General features: G+C 45.1%; 19 protein-coding genes. 7 read left to right on the top strand and 12 right to left on the bottom strand.

The annotated features are described in order from the left end of the window. Nucleotides 1-57: 57 nt before the first annotated feature. Nucleotides 58-1,056 (bottom strand): adenosine deaminase, encoded by a 999-nt coding sequence (gene add, locus FTW16_RS11200; RefSeq protein WP_146491114.1) that lies wholly within the window; start codon nucleotides 1,054-1,056, stop codon nucleotides 58-60. 127 nt (nucleotides 1,057-1,183) lie between these two features. Between add and FTW16_RS11195 the strand changes: the two genes are divergently transcribed. Together FTW16_RS11195 and FTW16_RS11190 are read left to right on the top strand one after the other, a co-directional pair. Next, entirely contained in the window at nucleotides 1,184-2,131 is a 948-nt protein-coding gene (locus tag FTW16_RS11195) for a LysR family transcriptional regulator (protein ID WP_146491113.1), read from the top strand. Nucleotides 2,132-2,248: 117 nt separating this feature from the next. Then, a complete protein-coding gene (locus FTW16_RS11190) occupies nucleotides 2,249-3,703 on the top strand; it encodes a glutathione synthase (protein WP_146491112.1) in 1,455 nt (484 codons plus the stop codon). A gap of 101 nt (nucleotides 3,704-3,804) precedes the next feature. Here FTW16_RS11190 and FTW16_RS11185 read toward each other — a convergent pair whose 3' ends face one another. From FTW16_RS11185 to FTW16_RS11145, 9 genes are all read right to left on the bottom strand, one after another. After that, nucleotides 3,805-4,185 (bottom strand): hypothetical protein, encoded by a 381-nt coding sequence (locus FTW16_RS11185; RefSeq protein ID WP_146491111.1) that lies wholly within the window; start codon nucleotides 4,183-4,185, stop codon nucleotides 3,805-3,807. Between the two features lie 64 nt (nucleotides 4,186-4,249). Then, complete coding sequence (locus FTW16_RS11180) at nucleotides 4,250-6,298, bottom strand: glycoside hydrolase family 3 protein (RefSeq protein ID WP_146491110.1); 2,049 nt, start codon at nucleotides 6,296-6,298, stop codon at nucleotides 4,250-4,252. Between the two features lie 272 nt (nucleotides 6,299-6,570). Then, nucleotides 6,571-7,074, bottom strand: coding sequence for a YgjV family protein (locus tag FTW16_RS11175; protein ID WP_146491109.1), 504 nt, complete (start codon nucleotides 7,072-7,074; stop codon nucleotides 6,571-6,573). Between the two features lie 130 nt (nucleotides 7,075-7,204). Beyond that, nucleotides 7,205-7,831, bottom strand: a complete 627-nt coding sequence (locus FTW16_RS11170) for a bifunctional 4-hydroxy-2-oxoglutarate aldolase/2-dehydro-3-deoxy-phosphogluconate aldolase (protein WP_060980716.1) — start codon at nucleotides 7,829-7,831, stop codon at nucleotides 7,205-7,207. A gap of 9 nt (nucleotides 7,832-7,840) precedes the next feature. Further along, nucleotides 7,841-8,818, bottom strand: a complete 978-nt coding sequence (locus FTW16_RS11165) for a sugar kinase (protein ID WP_146491108.1) — start codon at nucleotides 8,816-8,818, stop codon at nucleotides 7,841-7,843. A gap of 3 nt (nucleotides 8,819-8,821) precedes the next feature. After that, a complete protein-coding gene (uxaC, locus tag FTW16_RS11160; protein WP_146491107.1) occupies nucleotides 8,822-10,234 on the bottom strand; it encodes a glucuronate isomerase in 1,413 nt (470 codons plus the stop codon). Between the two features lie 12 nt (nucleotides 10,235-10,246). Then, nucleotides 10,247-11,710, bottom strand: coding sequence for a fructuronate reductase (locus FTW16_RS11155; protein WP_146491106.1), 1,464 nt, complete (start codon nucleotides 11,708-11,710; stop codon nucleotides 10,247-10,249). A 96-nt stretch (nucleotides 11,711-11,806) separates the two neighbouring features. Then, nucleotides 11,807-13,114: a TRAP transporter large permease gene (locus FTW16_RS11150; protein ID WP_048609953.1), complete on the bottom strand. Its 1,308-nt coding sequence runs from the start codon at nucleotides 13,112-13,114 to the stop codon at nucleotides 11,807-11,809. A gap of 15 nt (nucleotides 13,115-13,129) precedes the next feature. Further along, entirely contained in the window at nucleotides 13,130-13,642 is a 513-nt protein-coding gene (locus FTW16_RS11145; protein ID WP_048609952.1) for a TRAP transporter small permease, read from the bottom strand. 299 nt (nucleotides 13,643-13,941) lie between these two features. Between FTW16_RS11145 and FTW16_RS11140 the strand changes: the two genes are divergently transcribed. The 3 genes from FTW16_RS11140 to uxuA all read left to right on the top strand — a co-directional run bounded on the left by FTW16_RS11140 (nucleotide 13,942) and on the right by uxuA (nucleotide 17,211). Beyond that, nucleotides 13,942-14,925, top strand: a complete 984-nt coding sequence (locus tag FTW16_RS11140) for a TRAP transporter substrate-binding protein (protein ID WP_048610358.1) — start codon at nucleotides 13,942-13,944, stop codon at nucleotides 14,923-14,925. Nucleotides 14,926-15,032: 107 nt separating this feature from the next. After that, nucleotides 15,033-15,815, top strand: coding sequence for an FCD domain-containing protein (locus tag FTW16_RS11135; protein ID WP_146491105.1), 783 nt, complete (start codon nucleotides 15,033-15,035; stop codon nucleotides 15,813-15,815). Nucleotides 15,816-16,023: 208 nt separating this feature from the next. Continuing rightward, nucleotides 16,024-17,211 (top strand): mannonate dehydratase, encoded by a 1,188-nt coding sequence (gene uxuA / locus FTW16_RS11130; protein ID WP_146491104.1) that lies wholly within the window; start codon nucleotides 16,024-16,026, stop codon nucleotides 17,209-17,211. A 100-nt stretch (nucleotides 17,212-17,311) separates the two neighbouring features. Here uxuA and FTW16_RS11125 read toward each other — a convergent pair whose 3' ends face one another. Next, nucleotides 17,312-18,085, bottom strand: a complete 774-nt coding sequence (locus FTW16_RS11125; protein ID WP_146491103.1) for an AraC family transcriptional regulator — start codon at nucleotides 18,083-18,085, stop codon at nucleotides 17,312-17,314. Between the two features lie 97 nt (nucleotides 18,086-18,182). Between FTW16_RS11125 and FTW16_RS11120 the strand changes: the two genes are divergently transcribed. Together FTW16_RS11120 and FTW16_RS11115 are read left to right on the top strand one after the other, a co-directional pair. Next, nucleotides 18,183-19,304, top strand: coding sequence for a multidrug effflux MFS transporter (locus FTW16_RS11120; protein ID WP_146491102.1), 1,122 nt, complete (start codon nucleotides 18,183-18,185; stop codon nucleotides 19,302-19,304). 410 nt (nucleotides 19,305-19,714) lie between these two features. Continuing rightward, nucleotides 19,715-20,809, top strand: coding sequence for an HDOD domain-containing protein (locus FTW16_RS11115; protein ID WP_146491191.1), 1,095 nt, complete (start codon nucleotides 19,715-19,717; stop codon nucleotides 20,807-20,809). 177 nt (nucleotides 20,810-20,986) lie between these two features. Here the strand turns inward: FTW16_RS11115 and FTW16_RS11110 are convergent, their stop codons facing one another. Next, the gene (locus FTW16_RS11110; protein ID WP_146491101.1) at nucleotides 20,987-21,385 is read right to left on the bottom strand and encodes a DUF1090 domain-containing protein; all 399 of its coding nucleotides are present in this window, start codon (nucleotides 21,383-21,385) and stop codon (nucleotides 20,987-20,989) included. Nucleotides 21,386-21,454 lie beyond the last annotated feature (69 nt).

Genomic DNA, 21,454 nt, shown 5'->3' with positions numbered 1-21,454 from the left:
TTTAAGCACTAATGCTAAGTGAGCCCAGCTATTCAGTAAAAGGCGCGCTTTGCCAAATTAGATTTGCTCAACGAAACCCATTAGGTGTTGTTTCACTTCGTCTGAAGCAAACGCACTTTCTACAGAGTACTTATAGATTTCTACGTAATCTTCTTTTGTTAAGCTGAATGTTTCACACACACGCTTCACTTCGTTAGTCATGGTTGTGTTCGACACAGTGCGGTTATCTGTGTTGATCGTTACAACGATGCCGTCTTTCTTGAATTCAGCAATTGGGTGGTCGCTGAATTTGTGAATACATTTAGTTTGAACGTTACTTGTTGGGCAAGTCTCAAGTGCAACTTGCTTCTCTTTAACGATGTTGTACGCGTCTTCGTTACCTTGGATGTGAACACCGTGGCCGATACGCTCAGCATCCAACATAGTTACTGCATCGTAAACGTTTTGACCATGCCATTGCTCACCAGCGTGCACGGTAATGCGGTAGCCTTTTTCAAGAGCGTATTGCGTGTATTCAGGGAATTCAGCGCAGAAACCTGGCTTTTCGCCACCAGCGATATCAAATGCAACCACGCCTTTACCTAGGTAAGGTTGGCCTGCGTCGATTACGTTCTTGATAGAATCTTTAGGGAACATACGCAGTACAGACATGATGTAGTTGCCCTTGATGTCGTATTTCTCTTCAGCACGCTTCATGCCTTTAACTGCGCTTGCAATGATCGTATCAAGAGACAGACCTTTATTTACGTGCAGGATTGGTGCAAAGCGAACTTCTAGGTACTTAACGTTTTCTAGTGCAGCGTCTTCGTAAAGCTCGAAAGAGATACGTTCAATCGCTTCTTCAGTCTGCATCACTTGCAGTGGCAAGCTGAAACAAGCCAGGTACTCATCAAGGTTTTTGCAATCTTCTGGCACCGTTAGAGATTGAACAACCGCATCGCGATCTTCAGGCAGTTCGATTCCGTACTGTTTCGCCAGATCAATAATGGTGTCTGGACGAACACTTCCGTCTAGGTGGCAGTGCAAATCAATCTTAGGGAGTGCTAGAAAATTCATGAGTATTCCTTAGGTCTATTATTTTTTTGAGTTATTAACTCATAGGTTACATGGGCTTAAATTAACAAGTTTGTGATATGATTTAAAGTGACATAAAGTCATCATTAATCTGAATCTAAGGAATATCATGGTAGATGTTAAGAGCTTACTCAAATGTGATATGAATTTACTGCTGTGTTTACACGTGTTGCTTGAAGAGCGCAGTGTGAGCAAAACGGCAGAGCGATTGTTCCTTAGTCAGTCTGCGGTGAGTAAGCAACTCACCAAGCTACGCTCTTTGTTTGATGACCCTTTGTTTGAACGCGAGTCAAAAGGTCTGTTTCCAACCCCGAAAGCCACCTCTTTAGCGCCTAAGATTCATCAGATCCTTCTGCAAGTTGAACAGCTAACCGTGCCGGACATCTTTGAACCGAAAGATAGCGAACGCACTTTTAATATCGATCTTGTTGAAACCGCTTATACCGCGATTTACCCTAAATTTATGCCTAACGCGCTGGCAGATGCGCCGAACATTACGGTAAACAGCACTACTTGGAGCAGCGAAACTTTTAAGCGCTTACTAAAGCGTGAGGTCGATTTTGGGATTGGAATTTTTGAGCTCGATGAAAGGGCGAGTACCCACATTCAAAACATTCCTGCCGAGCTGAACTATGTCGAATTGCTGCAAGATTACTCTGTGTGTTTGATGCGCAATGATCACCCAGTGCTTCAAGAAGAGTGGAATCTGCAAGCCTTCCTTAAATACCGTCATATTCAGTTAGTGACCGGTGGCGTTGGCGACTGGTTGCTACTGGAAATCTTACAAGCCAAACAGCTTCAAATTAACAAAGCCGCCAACGTGTCGGACATCACCAGTGCAGTAAAGCTTTGTAAGCAAAGCGATTTGCTGATGTGTTATCCGTACAACTCGGTTCGTGACTATATTGAGAGTGGCGAGCTGGTGATGAAGTCGATTCCCATTGAGTTGGTTCCCGGTGGTTTGTTTTTGCTTTGGCATCGTTACTTTGACTCTGAACCAAGCCACAAATGGCTTCGCGACCTCATTGTTAATAAGACTCAAGAACCTCAGCTGTAAACTTCAAGCTACGATGATCAAAGCGGCGAAATAACTTTTTGAAATTTATTTCGTCTTTTTAGAATGAGCATCGTCTTACTACGGGTGCTAAATGCCCGCCAAGAATGAGATATCTAAATGAATTCAATGCCATTGATTCCGCAGCAAGTAATTGAAGAGGCTTGTGAGTGGGCCATTATGCACGGTGTCGCTTTTCGTCAGTCTGACAATGCCGCGAGACATTGCCCTTTTAGCCTTGCTCCAATGAGTATTGAGCGTGAGGTTTTTGAACGCCTGTTGAAGGTGACGCCGCTGATCACCAAGCTCATCAATAATGTTTCTGAAGACCACGACTTTTTACAGTCATCATTGAGCGATATGGCGAAAGCCGACCCGTTTTTTGGTCGCTTGATGGAGTTGCACCGACAAGCACACGGCAGTGCGGATGAGCGCTTGAATCCAGCGCGACAACCTTTGTTGTTGATGCGTACTGATTTTATGGACGATCGCCAACACGGTGCAAAAGTGATTGAGTTTAATGGCATTGCGGCAGGAATGGCGCCTTTTGGTCAACGCGCTACAGAGTTCCACTCATTCATGCAAAACCAATGGCCAAACGTTTATAACCATTGGTTGGAAGAATTGTCAGCAACACCAGCTGAAAACCAAGGCTTAACGCAGTTGGCTGATGGTATCGCTAATGCTGCAAGGCAAGTGAAAACCGATTTCGATGAGCAAGATAAACCAGTTTTCTTGATGGTGGTTCAGAAGAACGAAGACAATGTATATGACCAACATTTGCTTGAGGTTGAGCTGCAAAAACAGGGCATTCGCACGGTTCGTCGTACCTTTGAACAATTGAGCTGTCAGCTTTCAACAGGAGATAACCAACGTTTGTTGCTGCAAGATGTTGGTGCGGTCGATGTGGTGTATCTAAGAGCTGGCTATCAGTATTCAGATTACTGGGCTCCAGAACTCAACGAATCGATTTGTTGCCACACGCTAAGTCAGACTCGCTTGTTTATGGAACAACACCATGTCGCAATGAACGCGACCATCAGCCAACAGTTAGCGACCAGTAAAACCATGCAAATGCTGCTGACCATGATGCCAGCAACAGAATACACACGCTGGAGTTTAACGTTAGAAGAAGCCGAATTGGCCAAGAGTGTATTAGCCGATATGAAGCCAATCACCAGTGAATCAATAGAGTGGTTTAACACGCAAGCTAATAAGCAAGAGTGGGTGTTGAAAAACCAAGGTGAGGGCGGCGGTCACTGCGTATTTGGTGATGACATCAGTGAACAATTGAACCAGCTTAAACCGGAAGAATACGACGCTTGGGCTCTGATGCAGCGCTTGTACCCGCATGAGCGTGACGTGCCGACCATTGCAGTGCGTGATACCCAACAAACGCTCGTGACAGACTTAGTCAGCGAAGTGGGTTTGTTCACCGCTTACTACAAAGGTGAGCCAGTAACAGAGCTAGACGGCTACGCGGGCTATTTAATCCGCAGCAAACCCGCTAGCGAAAATGAAGGTGGAATCCACAGTGGCAAAGGTATTCTCGATTCGCTGGTGTTGATTGATTAACTCCTGATTCTGACAGATAGCAGATAAAACAAAGGCCAGCATGTGAACGTTGGCCTTTTTGTTGGTCGCGATTTTGTGGTTTGAACGAGTGCTTAGTCGCGTTATGCCGGAACCTTAAAACAAGAATCTTGATTGCTGTATTTTGGTACGAAGCACAGTTTGTCTGCCGACATCTTTAAGCCGTTTTGCATCTGGATATGTGTTACTGCCCAGATCACGCAGCCGTGAGGTAAATTGAATAGCGAGCGAGTTTGAGTGAACAACACGCCGTCATCATAGGCCGGTGTAATGTTCGTCGCTTTACCTTGCCATGCCTTATGAGTGGTTTGCACATCAATATTTGGAACAATCAGTGAGAGCATTTCTGGCTCAACGTCCTTTACGACTTTCAAGCAGATACGACACCCATCGTAGTATTGTTCTATCCAGATCTTATGTGGAATAGCGTGATCATCCCAATTCAGTTGTAAGATATGTTCCATGACTTTGTCCTTGGTATCTAAGAAGGAAAGGCAGTGCTCAACACTGCCTGAATTAGCTCAAATATTATTCGTAACTTAAACCATGTCCGAACGGGTAGAGCGTGTCAGCTTGGTCATATCCAGGGTAGTCTGAGTCTTGGTTCTGAATGGCTTGCGCGCTATTAGCCAAAGCAAATGGCAGTTTTCCTTGAGGTGCAAAGTTACCTGAAAGCACTTCCATTAGGTTACTGTCCGAGACACCAAATGTAGCTATCACGGCGCCGGCTTGCTTAAGGTTACTTTGATCGTCTAGTACGAAGGGTTGTCTAAAGTTGATGGACAATACCGTTTTGTCTGCGCCCACTTCGTTCATGACGGCTTTAATGTCGCTTAGGCTTGGTTCGATATGCCAAGAGGCGGCAGTAGCCATTTCGCTGAACGCAAGAATATCGAGTTCATCTGGGTTTGCACCACCAAAGATAAGGTCAGGATCTGAACCTTCGTTAGATACGCGAACACGAATAACCGCATAGTCCGTATCGGCTGGAACTGGTGGACGTGTTTCTCCCGTTTCGTAATCACCAGAAGTCACGGTAAAGTTGTACTTGTCGTCTCCTGCAATGTTTTCGTCCATTCCCATGACATACAGAGCAACAGGAGCTTGTGCGGTTGATTCAGCTAAAGGTAAAGTCTTATTGGTATTTTGAAGTAAGACGACAGATTTTTTCTGTGCGTAATCAGCGCGTTCTTGGTACTTCTCGTTGCCTAAAATCTCTTGGGCTTTTTTCTCATCAACGTAAGTGTTTTCGAAAAGGCCAAGCTTGAATTGTTCTTCAAGTAAGCGAGTTACGGATAGGTCGACACGCTCTTCGGTGAGCAGATCCTTTTCGACCAGTTTCACGATGACTTCTTTATCATGGAAACCTGAAAGCACATCAACGCCTGCTTCGACCGCCATTGCAACCTGTTCATCAATCGTTTTGTGTTCCACACCCCATGCTCGATCGCCAATAATGCCGGTATCTGAGTTCACGTTACCTGTGTAGCCTAATTCGTCTCTGAGCAAATCGGTGACAATGCCTTTTGAAAAGGACATACCAACATCATTTGGCATCCACTTTTGATCTACAGGGATGCCGTAGTAAGGCATGATTGAAGAAGCGCCAGCCTCAATTGCGGCAATAAACGGTTTTAGGTGATAATCAAAATTGTTCTTTGGATAGACTTGGTTCTTACCGAAGTCATAGTGTGGATCACCGCCGTTTTCTTGTGGACCGCCGCCAGGGAAGTGTTTGATGGTTAGCGCGATACTGTCTTCGTTGACCTCACCGCCATCCTGCAACCCTTTGATCAGTGAGCGCATAATGTCAGACGCTAAATCTGCATCTTCGGTAAAGGTCTCATGCACTCGATACCAGCGAGGTTCTGTTGCCAAATCCATCATGTATCCGTACATACTGCGCAGGCCGATTGAAGACCATTCGTCATTCATGATGCCAGCAAATTCAGTGATCAAATCCATGTCACGAGTGGCTGCTAAACCTGCCTCTTTAGGCCAAGCAGAAAAGGCACCTGAAGAAACGTTGATCCCTGCTTTAGCTGATGGATCTATGTGGTTACGAGCATTGGATTTGAATAGAGCGGGGATACCCATTCGCGTCTGTTCACGCAGTTCTTGAACACTATTCATGAACTGGGCAGCTTCTGTTGGGGTTATCTGACAGCCTGAACGGCCAGCATCACAATCAGGTGTGTTAGTTGGGGTTTCAACTACGCTGTTACGGAAGATAAAGCGCGTCATTTGGGCATCGGCAATCATGTCTTGTCCGGCACTGCTAACAAGTCCACCCTCGGCTGAGTTTAAGGTGTCAATGAGCATCATGCCGGCTTTCTCATCTAGCGTCATTCGGCTAACCAAGTCTGCTGCTCGTTCTTCTGGAGATAATCGCCAGTCTTCAAAGGGTTCCAGTTTTCCATTGCCGTTAGAATCTCGGAATTGGTAACCCTCAACGTTCAATACATCATGAACACGAGAGTGAACTTGGGGTTGCTGGAGGTTATTGTCGCTATCAGATGAGTTGCATCCTGCAAGAAGCAACGCGATTGCTATAGGTGTCAGGGTAAGACGCTTCATGGTCACGATCCTATTGTTAGTATAATAATAAGTACATGACCAATTTTAATAATTAACGGATTATTGGTTAACCAAAATAAAGCAAACTAAAGATTTGGATCACCATATAAATTTAATTGGTGATTTAATTCAATTTAGTACTGGAAATATATTGACGACGATTAAATAACGTAAACTTAATTAGATTTGATTTTTTGATATCCAATTAATCCCCCATTTAATTAGTGGTGTATTACTTCCATATTTTAAATCTAGAATAAAAAATTTATTGCCTATTTTATAGTTAACAATCTGCGCTGATGTAAACGATAGATAGTGACTATATTGGTGACTATAAAGGTGATTTCGACAAAGGAGCCTCCAATTGAACCAATCCAAATGTTATGGCTAGCCCAACAGAAGGAATTGAATAAGATTAATGATCTCAAGGCGATGCCTTGTCTTGAAAAGAGTGCCCATGTCGCAACGGACGAACCAACAACCGTAATAAACTCAAAGAAATGGTTCATGTTGGGCAAAGTCATGCACCACATCAAGCCAATAAAGAACCACATCACTTTGCGCGATTGAGTTTTTATCGATACGTAACTGCGAATAGCATTAATAATTACGCCTATAGCAGCCACTATGGCACCCATTAATATGAAATGGATACTCATAACAAAACAAAAGATCATCATCTGGTAGCGAAAACGCATATCATCTTTTTGCCAAAAGGCCATTACACCTATACAAAAAGCCAGGCCGCCAACTCCTTGTGTTATCCAGTTTTCCATATTTAGCCTTTATTTTTAGATGCTATCGAGCACGATTAAATAATTAACTTTGAGAGAATAATGCTCAACCATAAAATAACCCTCCGAAAGGAGGGCTAGATATAACGCTAAAGGTGCTATTGCATTAGGTTTAATTGACTAACTTAACGGCTTCACGAGTTAAATGAGCCAGCTGTTCCCAATTACCTTCTTCAATTAGCTTCTTATCCACCATCCAAGTACCACCACATGCGAGCACTCGAGGTATCGCTAGGTAGTCTTTGATGTTGTTTGGGTTAATGCCACCTGTCGGCATGATCTCAATATCCGTGTAAGGCGCAAGAAGTGACTTAACCATGTTGATGCCACCTGATGCTTCAGCTGGGAAGAACTTCAATGTGGTTAAGCCCATTTCTAGAGCGGCTTCTACTGTACTCGGGTTGTTGACCCCAGGAATGATATCAATACCAATCTCTTGGCAGGCTCTTACCGTATTTGGGTTAAAGCCAGGAGAGACTACAAACGTTGCGCCTGCTTCTTTAGCGGCGATCGCCTGCTCACGATTGAGCACAGTGCCAGCGCCGATCAACATGTTTGGTTGCGATTCACGAAGTAGACGAATTGCTTCGACAGCCGCTTCAGAACGGAAAGTGATTTCTGCCGCTGGTAGGCCATTTTCGGCTAAAACTTTACCTAGAGGGATGATGTCTTCTGCCTTGTCGATAGCGATAACAGGAATGACTTTCAGTGCTTTTAGTTGTTCTTTAATACTAGACATGTGTGGTCCTTAAGCGACGCCAAGCGCCGGTTGTGTGAATGCTTTTGGAATGATAGCGCCACGATGTTGAATCACCGCGCCAGCCATTGCGTTGCCTCTTTGGCATGCGGTCGCTAAATCTGCGCCTACAAGGTATGCCGATAAGAAGCCACCATTAAATGAATCGCCTGCGGAGGTGGTGTCCACCACTTGTGCGACAGGTTGGGTTGGCACGGGTTGTGGAGCCAAAACCGTACCTGAACCCTGATTCGTGGAATCTTGAATTAGGCAGCCATCAGCGCCTAATTTTATGATGCACTTGTTTACGCCTAATGTCTTCAGGCGGTTTATCGTTTGTTCTGGGGAGCTGTCACCCCAAATCAGCTGTTCATCATCAAACGTTACCAGTGCAACATCAGTGAGTTGATACATGGCTTGGTAAATGTTTTTTACGGTCTGATTGTCGTCTTGTGGCCATAGCGCTGGGCGGAAGTTACTATCAAAAGCGACTTCAACCCCTTGTGTTTTGAGTTCGACCAACAGATTGAGCAACGAGATACGATCTTCTTCCGGTAAAATAGCTAAGGTAATGCCACTTAAGAAAACCACGTCTACTTGAGTTAATGCTTGCTTGATCTGTGCGAAACTTGGATGTTGAAGCAGGTATCGCGCTGCAGATTGGTTGCGCCAGTATAAGAATGTACGCTCACCTTGGTCATCAAGTTGGATTAGGTATAAGCCGGGTGTGCGAGTTTCATCAAGGAGTACTAAATCCGTCGCAACGCCCTCATCTTGCCAGCGAGACAGCATACCTTTACTAATGGGGTCGGTACCAAGAGCAGTGACATAAGAGACTTTAACGTCCCCAAGGTTTACATTGGCTTCACAGCCACGACTTAGATAAATCGCGGCATTCAGTGTGTCACCACCGAATGTTTGATGCATTGAGCCAAATGGTTTTCCGTTCAGCTCAATCATACATTCACCAATAATGGCGATATGTTTCATCAGTTATGCCCTCTCTTCAAAGTAACGCTTAGCATTACCAAAACAGATGTCTTCAATCATTGGACCAAGCAGTGACATATCATTTGGTACTTCACCATTTTCAGCCCAGCGGCCAACCATGTCACATAAGATACGGCGGAAATATTCGTGACGAGTGTAAGACAGGAAGCTGCGAGAATCGGTCAGCATGCCGACAAACTGGCTGAGCAGGCCAAGTTGAGATAACTGCTCCATTTGGCGTTGCATGCCGTCTTTCTGATCGTTGAACCACCAACCAGAACCGAACTGGACTTTGCCCGCGATGCCGCCACCTTGGAAGTTACCAATCATGGTTGCCATCATCTCGTTATCGCGAGGGTTTAAGCAGTAAAGGATGGTGCGAGGCAATTCATTGCTTTGATCCATCTCGTCTAATAGGTGAGCCAATTCGAATGCAAACGTCTTATCGCTAATCGAATCAAACCCTGCATCTGCGCCTAACAGTTGGAACATACGCGTGTTGTTATTGCGCTGAGCACCAATGTGAAGCTGCATTACCCAACCCATTGCGGCGTAACGCTTGCCTAACCACACTTGAACCGCTGTTGAAAACTGTGCACATTCTAGTTCTGTGAGCGTTTCGCCATCGCGGCGTCGAGCTAATAGGGAATCTAAATCTGATTCCGATGGAATAGGTGCGTAGCGAACCACTTCAATACCGTGGTCTGCTGCACGGCAACCATGAGCGTTGAAATGTGCTAAGCGGCTATCTAAAGCACTTAGTAGATGATGGAAGCGAGTGATCTCAATGTCAGCAACCATACTTAACTTTTGCAGGTAATCAGCAAAGCCATCAAGCTCAATTTTGAACGCTTTATCTGGGCGCCAACTCGGTAGAACTTTCACATCAAATGAACTGTCTTGAGCGATCGCTTTATGGTGTTCAAGAGAATCAATCGGATCGTCTGTCGTACCTGCCATCACAACGTTCATCTGTTGCATGATGCCGCGAGCACTAAATTCCGGTGTCGCTAATAGCTCGTTGCCTTCATGCCAAATTTGGTCGGCTGTCTCTGGGCCAAATAGAGTGCCAGTAATACCAAATGGGCGGCGTAGCTCTAAGTGCGTCCAGTGGTAAAGAGGATTACCTAAGGTTTGAGGGACAGTTTTAGCCCATGCCATGAACTTATCATAATCGCTTGCATCTCCGGTGATCAGACGCTCGTCAATTCCTGCTGAACGCATGCCACGCCATTTATAGTGGTCACCTTCAAGCCAAATCTTAGACATATTTTCGAACTGACGGTCTTGAGCCACTTCTGCCGGGTTTAGGTGGCAGTGATAGTCATAAATAGGCTGGTGGCTTGCGTGTTCATGGTACAAACGGCGTGCAGTCTCATTAGACAGTAAAAAGTCTTCACATAAGAAATTCTTCATTGTTTGTACTCCTTATAACGCAGCCACGGTCGCAACGGCACCGTGTTCAATTAGTGATTGGTACGCTGAACATACCGCATCTATGACTTGCGGGTTTTTGCCTAGCTCGGCAGGGAAAATCGCTTCAACAGCAAGCAATGCCGGAACCACAGAAACATTGAGTCCATGCTGGTCGCAGATCTGGCGTAGTGTATCCGCCATTGGATCGCGAACATCAATCTCCTTACCTTGCTCATCAACACCAGATACATAGCGCATCCAGCCAGCAATAGCGGTTGCAAGCCATGTGAAATCTGAGCCTTGCTCTAAATGGAATCGTAAGCTGCCACCCATACGTTGAGGGATCTTCTGGCTGCCATCCATCGCAATCTGCCAGGTCTTATGCTTCAAGCTTGGGTTAGTGAAACGGTTGATCAGCAAGCTTGCGTAACCTTCTAAATCAGTCCCTTCAGGCATCGTTAACGACGGCGCTTGTGATTTCATCATCATGTCAAAAGCGGCTTTTCGGTAGCCTGCATCTGTCATGGTGTCGGAAATATGGTCGTAGCCACCAAGGTATCCAAGGTAAGCAAGGAAAGAGTGACTGCCATTGAGCATGCGCAGTTTCATCTCTTCGTAAGGCACTACATCTTCTACGAACTCTGCACCAGCAACATTCCAGTCTGGACGCCCCGCAACAAAATTATCTTCAATCACCCATTGGCGGAAGGGTTCACAGGCGATACCGCATGGGTCTTCACAACCAAGCAGTTCTGCAATTTCAGTTAGTGTCTCTTCGGTTGCTGCAGGTACGATGCGGTCAACCATGGTGCATGGGAAGGTGACATTGGTTTCAATCCAATCACGTAATTCTGGGTCAAGCAGTTGAGCAAACTCAATGATCGCTGCTTTTGCTACATGACCGTTCTCTTGCACGTTGTCGCAAGACATCACCGTGAATGGTGTTAAGCCACGTTCGCGGCGAATTTTTAGGGCTTGGACAATATAGCCAAGCGCAGATTTTGGTTGAGTTGGGTTAGCTAGGTCAGCGATGACTAATGGGTTATTTTTGTCGAGTTTTCCGGTCGCTGGGTCAGCGCAGTAGCCTTTTTCTGTGATGGTCATAGACACGATAGCGACTTGAGGCTCTGCCATTTTTTTTAATACGGTTTCGATGCCGTCTAGGCTTGGGTGAAGAGATTCTGTCACTGAGCCGATCACTTTAACGTCTGTGGATTCAGCGCCTTTTTCAGCTACGGTGTAAAGGTGGTCTTGCGCGCGAAGTGATTTAATTAGGTCTTCGCCGCCGAATAGGTTTATCTCACTAATGCCCCAATCAGTGTTGGTTTTGCTGAGCATTTCATTGGTGAATAGCGCTTGGTGAGCTCGGTGAAATGCACCAAAACCTAGGTGCACAATACGGCTTTGGAGTGCTGAACGGTCGTAGTCAGGTCGTAATACAGTGTTTGGCAGCGTAGAGTTAGCAACAGTCTTCATTATTCAGTTCCTTTTCCCGCCAGCGAGCCAACGGGATTTTATTATTTGATTATACGTTTGAGTGTTTAGCAGTCTTAGAATATCTCTGTGACCAAATTACGAACCGTAGCCCAGTACCAATTCAGGTAGGAACAAGCTCAGCTCAGGGATAAAAGTAACGGCCATTAGGGCAGCAATCAGTGCTGCATAGAATGGCAGTAACGGCTTGATGACTTTGTCGATAGCGATGTTGGCAACCGAACAACCGATGAATAGAGCACTACCTACTGGCGGCGTACAGATACCGATAGCTAGGTTGAATGTCATCATGATGCCGAAGTGAACAGGATCGATGCCTAGATCCAATGCGATTGGCAAGAAGATTGGAGTGAAGATCAGTACCGCTGGCGTCATATCCATGAAGATACCCACAATCAGCAGGATGATGTTGATGATCAATAGAATCATTAGCGGGTTATCAGAAACCGCCAATAATGCATCAGCAATCATGTAAGGCACATCGGCGTTCGCCATTGCCCAAGACATCCCCATTGATGCGCCAACAAGTAATAGAACGATAGATGTTGTTACTGCAGACTCAAGGATAATCTTTGGAATATCACCCCATTTCACTTCACGGTAGACAAGCACAGCTAAAACAAACGTGTATACCACAGCAATTGCGGAAGCCTCAGTTGCAGTAAAGATACCGCCAATGATGCCGCCCATGATGATGCCGATCAGTGCTAAAGAAGGTGCCGCTTTTAGGAAGGTATCCCAAACCATTGATAATGAAGGACGCGCTGCTACTGGGTAACCGCGACGTTTCGCAATGATACCCGCCACAATCATGATACTTAATCCCATCAAGATACCTGGGATGTAGCCCGCTAAGAACAGCGCCGCAATTGAAGTACCACCAGAAACCAATGAGAAAACGATCAGCGTGTTACTTGGCGGAATCAATAGACCAGTAGGGCACGAAGTAATGTTTACCGCAGCAGAGAAGTTTTCATCATAGCCGTCTTTCTTTTGTAGAGGAGACATGGTGCCACCAACTGCAGCAGCCGATGCAACCGCTGATCCTGAGATAGAACCAAACATCATGTTTGCCATCACGTTTACGTGTGCCAATGAACCCGGTAGACGACCACCCAACACTTTCGCGAAGTTGATCAAACGCAGCGCGATGCCGCCTTGGTTCATGATGTTGCCCGCCAAAATGAAGAACGGGATTGCCAGTAGAGCAAAGTTATCAAGGCCAGCAGCCATACGTTGAGCAACTACAGCGATTGCAGGCTCAAGCGGTAAGCTCATCAAGATGGTTGCCAGTGACGATAAACCAATCGCAAAAGAGACCGGTACACCGATTGTAAGCAGTACAGCGAAACTACCGAATAAGGTCAGTATTACTTGCCATTCCATTGTGAAATCCTTCTATCAATCAAGTTGTGAGTCGGTGATCAAATCGTCACCTGACATTAATTGTTTAACGCGTTCGTAGGTAAATACGACGGAGTAAAAAATCATCAAAGCGCCACTAATCGGTAAGCAGAAGTAGATGTAGCCCATTTCTAAACCTAGAGCGGGAGTCAGCTGTCCCATCGCAAGCGTTTTAGCAGCAAGTTGGCTTCCACCGTGTACCAGAACGATATAAGAGAAAGAAGCGATGGCTATTTGGATAACGATTTCGTTGATTAATTTGCGTTTGCCAGTCAGCTTCATCGTAAGCAGGTCGATGGCAAGGTGGCGTTTCAGACCCGTAGTGTAAGCAGCACCAATTAAGGCTACCCACATAAAGAGATAACGCGCGAGCTCGTCGGTAACAGTACTTGGTTTGCCAATAACATAGCGGGATAAGACCTGCCATATCACACACAGTACTAAGAAAGACGATAGAGACACTGTAAAGGCGGCCAACCCTCTATTTATGTAACTGACCAATTTATTCATGTTTATTTCCTTTCAACAAAATTGCGTATCTCATAACAATTGGTTTACCAATGTAAGAAATTGTTTCTATGTAGGGATGGGATGTTCAAAAATCTGGCTGAATCATAAGCTATTCATTTTTTGGTTGGCGTGAGCAACTTCACAAATGATTTTGGTTAACCAATTTGTGGGTTTTTATTGTGATATTGGTCAATCAATTTTAAATTTCGCTTTGACGGTTCCTTTCTTGAGCCCCAATATGAGCCCATAACAAAAAACACCCTACATTTTGGATAACCAATCCACGGAGAATAAGAATGATGATGACGCGTAAAACTTTGATTAGTGCGGTTGTCGGTGCTGCTTTCACTTTTGGAGCAACAGCTTCTGCTTATGCAGCGACAACATTGAAACTGAGCCATAACCACCCTCGTGACCATGCAGTACATGAAGCGATGACGTTTATGGCGAAAGAAGTACGTGAATTGACGGATGGTGAGGTGCGTATTCGTATTTACCCTGATGCTCAATTGGGTACACAGCGTGAATCTATGGAGCTGATGCAGAACGGCGCTTTAGATATGGTGAAAAGTAATGCTGCTGAGCTAGAAGCTTTTTCTCCCGCTTATTCATCATTCAACATGCCTTACTTATTCCGCGATCAAGCGCACTACTACAGTGTGACTGATGGTGAAGTAGGCCGTGACATTCTTAACTCTTCTCGTGATAGCGGCTTTATTGGTGTGACTTACTACGACGCTGGTGCGCGTAGCTTCTATACCAACAAGCCAATTAACACACCAGAAGATCTGAAAGGTTTGAAAGTTCGTGTTCAACCAAGCCCATCAGCAATTGCGATGGTGAAAGCGTTAGGCGGTAACCCAACGCCACTAGCTTACGGTGAGTTGTACACAGCACTGCAGCAAGGTGTAGTGGATGCGGCTGAAAATAACATTCCTTCTTTCAGCTTGAGCCGTCACAGTGAAGTATCTAAATACTTCAGCTTAGATGAGCACACGATGGTTCCGGATGTGTTGGTTATCTCAACCAAAGCATACGACAAACTGACTACAGAGCAACAAGATGCGCTAATGAAAGCGGCAAGTGATTCATCTGAATTGATGAAAAAATTGTGGGCTGAATCGGAAGCAAAAGAGCGTGCTAAAGCCGAGGAAATGGGTGTTACTTTTGTGGAACCAGACAAGGCTGCGTTCGCACTAGCGGTTCAACCTATGTACGACGCGCTAGATAAAGCGGACCCAGAATTGAGTGCATTGATTGACCGTATTCAGGCTGTTGAATAACGAGCAAATATAGAAAAAAGAGTAATACAAAAACAAGGTGTTACTGCATTTTAGGATATAGAGGTTGACCAATTATATTTGGTCATTATGATGGCGAGAGAAATACAATGGAAAGAAGTGACAATATCATCATGATGCCTTTCGAGCCGAAAAGACCTTATCAGGAGATAGGGTTAGTACTAAGAAAAGAACTTATTGAAGGCCTGTATAAGGTCGGAGATAGGTTACCTCCAGAACGCGATATTGCTGATCGTCTAGATGTAAGCCGCACTGTGGTGCGTGAAGCGATCATCATGCTGGAGCTTGAAAACTTAGTTGAGGTAAAAAAAGGGTCAGGTGTTTATGTCCTGAACATTCCTACTCATTCTCGCGAGAATGTGGTCAGCGATGATGCTGGTCCATTCGAGATGCTGCAAGCCCGTCAATTGCTGGAAAGTAATATTGCGGAGTTTGCGGCAACTCAGGTCACTCCGGGCGACATCATTAAGATGCGCTCTGCACTCGAACTCGAGCGCGAAGAGCTTGCAAGCGGCACCACCGATTGTAGCGGAGATGAAAAATTTCACATGTGTATTGCAGAGGCTACTCAAAACTCTGTGCTAGTAGACATGTTGAAGCAATCCTGGGATCGACGCGAAAAGAGTCCAATGTGGAATAAACTCCACTCTCACATCAGTGGTCAAGATTACCGTGAAGAATGGTTAGATGATCACGCTCGTATCCTCGCCGCCTTACAGCGCAAAGACCCTGTCGCTGCTAAGAACGCAATGTGGCAACACCTTGAGAATGTTAAACAGCGTTTGTTAGCGCTGTCAGACATTGATGACCCAAACTTTGATGGCTACTTATTTAGTTCTAACCCAGTGGTACTGCTTAGCACAGAAAGTTAGTTCTGAAAGCTAACGTTGAATTTAGCGACAAGGTTCCTCTTGAAAGCTGATTCATTCACTAGGTTGTAGATAGGTAATCGTCTTTAGACCGGCGTAGACCGGTGCTATCTCGGGCAGTAATTGTCATTGCTGTCATTAAGAAGTCGTTATTGCATTTAGCTTGATTAATTCGAGCCGGCTAAGTGCGTCTTAAAGAAAGGTAAGTCTCATGGAACAAACGTGGCGTTGGTACGGCCCTAATGATCAAGTTTCGCTAGACGATATTCGTCAAGCGGGCGCAACTGGTATTGTGAATGCACTGCACCATATTCCAAATGGTGAAGTTTGGACAAAAGAAGAAATCCTGAAGCGTAAAGCCATCATCGAAGAGAAAGGTTTAACGTGGTCGGTAGTAGAAAGTGTGCCTGTTCATGAAGAGATCAAAACTCAAACTGGCAACTATCAGCAATGGATTGATAACTATAAGCAAACTCTGGCTAACCTTGCTGAGTGTGGCATTGACACAGTTTGCTATAACTTCATGCCAGTGTTGGACTGGACGCGCACTGATTTAGAATTTGAAATGCCAGATGGCTCTCGCGCACTGCGTTTTGACCAAATCGCGTTTGCGGCATTTGAGCTGCATATCTTGAAGCGTCCGGGGGCAGAATCGGACTATTCAGAATCAGAGCAAGCGCAAGCGTTGTATTACTTCAACAACATGACGCCAGACCAAATCCAACAGCTGACCAATAACATCATCGCTGGCCTGCCGGGCGCTGAAGAAGGCTATACACTAGAAGCGTTTCAAGCACAGCTGGATCGGTATGCGGGAATCGACAAAGACAAGCTACGTGAGCACATGTCTTACTTCCTCGCTGAGCTGATGCCTATCTGTGATGCGAGTGGTTTGAAGATGGCGGTTCACCCAGACGATCCACCGCGTCCAATTCTAGGCTTGCCTCGCATCGTTTCAACGATCGAAGACATTGATTGGTTGACCGAGCATGTACCGAGCAAAATGAATGGCTTGACGATGTGTACGGGTTCATACGGTGTTCGTGGCGACAATGATCTGGTTAATATGATCAAAAAGCACGGTGACCGAATTTACTTTACGCATCTGCGTTCAACTAAGCGTGAAGAGAGCAACCCAATGACATTCCACGAAGCAGCGCACCTAGATGGTGATGTGGACATGTACAATGTTGTGATGGCCATTTTGGATGAAGAAAATCGTCGCGCAGAAGTGGGCGATCACCGCTTAATTCCAATGCGTCCGGATCACGGTCACCAAATGCTGGATGACCTGAAGAAAACCACTAACCCAGGTTATTCTGCGATTGGTCGGTTGAAAGGCTTAGCTGAAGTTCGTGGTTTAGAGATGGCCTTGAAACGCGCTTTCTACACCAAATAACGATTGCATCTAGCTTTAAAATATTCTTAAAAACCAGAACTCATGCTCTGGTTTTTTTGTATCTGAGCTAAGTAAAATCTAAGAGTTTGTATTACAGCGATCACGTCCCTAACTTGGTAAAAGCCAGTGGCGTTTGTCCGGTTTGCTGTTTGAAAAAAGCGATAAATGCACTGTTGGACGAGAACTCTAGCAGATGTGCCACATCACCAACTTGTCGGTTTTCTGAAAGCAGTTCAATCGCTTTAAACAAGCGCCATTGCTGACGCCATTCTTGATAGGTCATGCCTGTTTCGGCTTTGAATAATCGAGTAATCGTCTTGGTGCTTGCGCCAACCGAGCTCGCTAATGTCGACAGGGCTGGGGCAAGAAACGAGGCGGTTCGGACTCGTTTGCAAAAGCTTTTAAAGCGGCGATCTGTTGGTAGCGGCAAGATAAACGAGTGTTGATTGGCGCTGTAAAACTCTTCCCAAAACAGGTTGGCAGTATTGGTGGTTTGCTCGGACGCAATGTCCCAATCCCAAAAAGCCATTTTGTTGATCAGAGCCTTTAGTAGCTCATTTACTTCTACAATTTCTATGTTTTCTGGGCATGTGTAAATACCACTGTCGAAATAGAGCGAGCGATAGGCAACCACATTGGTCATCTGCGCTCGGTGCTTGGTATAGGGCGGGATCCACACGGCCTTGGTCGGCGGTAAAATGCAAAGGGCGTTTTCTAAGGTCAAGGTGATGCAGCCTTGCGGAGCATACAGAAGTTGCCCCTTAACGTGGTGATGTATACCCGAGTCATGTTTGCCTAGCTCTGCGGCAATGCCAATTACAGGCGCGGGTAAACTATCTGCATCAAACTCGATGGTCTCACTAATTAATGCCATTTGTCCCAATCTTGTTGTTTTTGGTTTTAATGTTGTTAACGGGTCAAGGTTAGTTTCCTCTAGACTTCGCGTCAAGTTCACTGGTCTTGGAAAAATGATGAAAACAAAACCTTCTTTGTGGCAAATGGTGCTGCTGTTGATGTTCCCGCAAATCGCAGAAACCATCTATAGCCCGACTCTGGATTCAATATCGAAATCCTTTGATGTTAGTTACACACAAGCCGCTCAAACTCTATCGATTTACTTCTCTGCATTTGCGCTGGGTGTGGTGGTATGGGGCGTGTTAGCGGATAAATGGGGACGTCGTCCCACCATGTTATTGGGGATGGGATTATTCGCCTGTTCTGCACTCATAGCCATGCAAACCGACAGTTTTACGTGGTTGATGATAGCAAGAGCGATGGGGGCTTTCGGACTTGCAGTTGGCTCTGTCGTCACTCAAACCATGCTTCGAGATGCTTTTAGTGGAACAGAGCTAGCTAAGGTATTTGGTTACATGGGGATGGGGCTATCGATTAGTCCAATCATCGGATTGTTGCTGGGTGGTCAATTAAGTCAAACAGGCGGGCATCAATACGTATTTACTGCCTTACTAATTATGGTGTTGGCACTAATAGCACACAGTTTGTGGTCTTTGCCGGAAACACAGCAATCTAAGCAACCGTTGCAGTTAAAATCGCTCGGTATACGCATGGCCAAAGACGGCAGTATTTGGATTTCAGCGCTGCTTGTCGCATCGTTCAATATTGCGTTGTTTTCGTATTACCAATTGGGTTCATTCACCTTCTTACAGCTTGGATTCAGCATCGAGCAGTTTGGTTATAGTGGTGTTGTGCTTGGGTTCGGAACCTTGTTGGGAAGTTTGGTTAATAAGGCACTATTGAAACGAAAAGTGTCATCTATCTCTTTGATTAGCTTAGCGGCAGGGCTTCAAACATTAGGTGCGGTGGGTGTCTATTTTTCACAGCAGTCAATATGGTTTTTACTTCCGATGATGCTGGTGGTGATGGCGTTTGGAATCGCGATTCCTAATGTATTGAGCCGTGCCTTGGTTCGCTACCAATCTCAAGCAGGAAGCGCTGGCGCACTGTTTGGTTTGATGTACTACACCTTGATCGGTACAGGGCTCGCTTTAGCGGGAATGATTCAAGATCTAGGCGTGGTACTGGTACTTTGTGGCGCGTTATCTGTGTTGGTGACGATACGCAGTCGACTCTAGCTTAAACGGTAACTTTCTGATCGATATCGATAAATTCCGCATTCTATTGGGTGCGGAATTTTTCATTTTCTTGATTCGTAGCCGTTGGCAACGAAGTATTGGCGAACGTGTTCTGATTGAGCCTTGTTTGACTGAGGTTTATGGGCAAGATTGTGCTAGAAGTGGCAGAGCGCTAGTTTTAGTCAGCTTTACGATTTAGATTGATGGAAGAGTGAGCAAGCGTTAATAGCTCGCTCTTTTTGTTTCTGGGAGATACGTAAGTTTGGTTTAACAACTTGATGAGTAACAGATCCTATACAGCTGAAAAATTAATGATTTATTTATCATTGTATGGTTTATGAGTCTGCTATGTAATAATCGCCGCCGTTATATATCCCGTTCTGTTTTGTATTCATCTAGGAGCCGTATTGATGTTTAAAAGGGTATTGCAGGCACTATTCTCGCCTTTTGTTGATTCAAAAAACAAACCCTCTGCAGAGCCTGCCCAAAAAGAGCAACAACAAATCGTTGCTACTGATTCTGTTCGCTCTTCAATCTTTGTTCCGCCTTCGTCAGCTCAACCATCATCATTAATCGTCGACAAAGCGATGAGCCTTCACGATGGTGAGTTTCTTGATTACTTGTTTGGAGAGTCTCGCCTTCGAACAGAGTCAGACCCATTTAGCGATTTTGTCGCTTGTCAGATCGAACATTTGATTCGCTCTCCAAAAGCCTTGCTCAATGAATTGCCAGTGATGCCAGCCTCAGTGACTACATTGATGGCAGAATTACAGAGCGACGAATTTGATGTCGATGCACTGTTAAGAGTGATTGAGCGCGAGCCGAGTATGGCGGCCGATGTGATTAAACTGGCTAACAGTGCGTTCTACAAACGTAATGAAAAGCAGGTGACGAACCTAAAAACCGCATTCTTAAATATGGGCTCTCAAGGCCTTGTTGAGGGGGTGGTGAATTCTTACATGAAGAACTTCACACCGGGCAATAATATTTACTGGCGTCATTTCGGTGAGAAAATTTGGAATCACAGTGTTCAAACTGCTTCTTTTTCTAAGGAGTTAATGAAAGAGTCGCCATCTCAAGAAGACCAAGCTACCGCATATTTTGTTGGGTTGATCCGTAACCTAGGCAAGATGATCATTTTCCAAATGATGGTGGAAGCTTTCAAGCATGTTGACCCTTCAGTTCCGCCTAACTCGTTGGCATTGAAGCGCTTGATTAATAGCTATTCTATTCGCCTGACTTACACGATTGCAAAGTTCTGGGATCTGCCTGAATCGGTACTGACTGTGATTGGTTATCAAGAGTCGAGCAGATACGCATGCACCCCACTTGGCCAAGCTGTGTTTGAGGCTAACTCTTTGAGTGAGCTGACGTACTTATTGGAAGAACAGGCGATCGACATCGAGCAGTTTAAGAGTCGATGCAAGGAGAGGCTGACGTCACCGGCAGCGTATAAGATAGCTAATCGCATCTATAAAGAGTCTGAATTGGCGTTGGTGGGATAAGCTGTCGAATTTGCTTTGTTAATTGTGGATGTTGTTTAAATCAGCATGCTTTAAATGGCCTTATTAATATGTAAGGCCATTTTTGTTTCTAGTTTTGATACATCATTGGTAGCTAAATGATGTATCAAAACTAGGGAGTAGCTTAGAACAAGGGGCTTAGCTGAAAACAATTGCTGCTTAAGGGAGCTCTGCTAACTCTTGCTTTGAGCGATCGATTTTATGCAGTTCTTTTTCGATCTTATGTTGGTATTTTTGAATCTTATCCGCTTTATCGTCTCTTTTTGCTTCTTCTAAGTCGGCTCTGTATTCGGCCAAATCTTCTTCATTGGATTCAATCTTCTCACGGAGATCATCCTTCAAGCCTTCATTAGTGCAGTTCTCTTTCGCGGCTTTTAACGCCGTGGTTAATCGCTCCACTTTGTACTGATTATCGTACTGCTCCGCTTTCTTTATTTGATATTCGATCTCACAGAATTTCTTTTCACAACCAGTTAGTGCGTCGCATTGGGTGCTCGCCATGCTGTTAAAAGAGAATGCGCAAAGAAACAGTAATGAGCCTTTTAAGTGTCGAGTCATGGTTTACCTTCTTATTATGGCTGTTTAGCTTGTGTTATTTTTTGTTGAGTATTACTTCCAGAGTACATT

Source organism: Vibrio sp. T20 (genome assembly GCF_007858795.1).
In the GTDB taxonomy this organism is placed as follows: Bacteria; Pseudomonadota; Gammaproteobacteria; order Enterobacterales; family Vibrionaceae; genus Vibrio; species Vibrio satsumensis.
The sequence above is the reverse complement of the archived record's forward strand: the minus strand, read 5'-3'. Positions and strand labels throughout refer to the sequence as shown.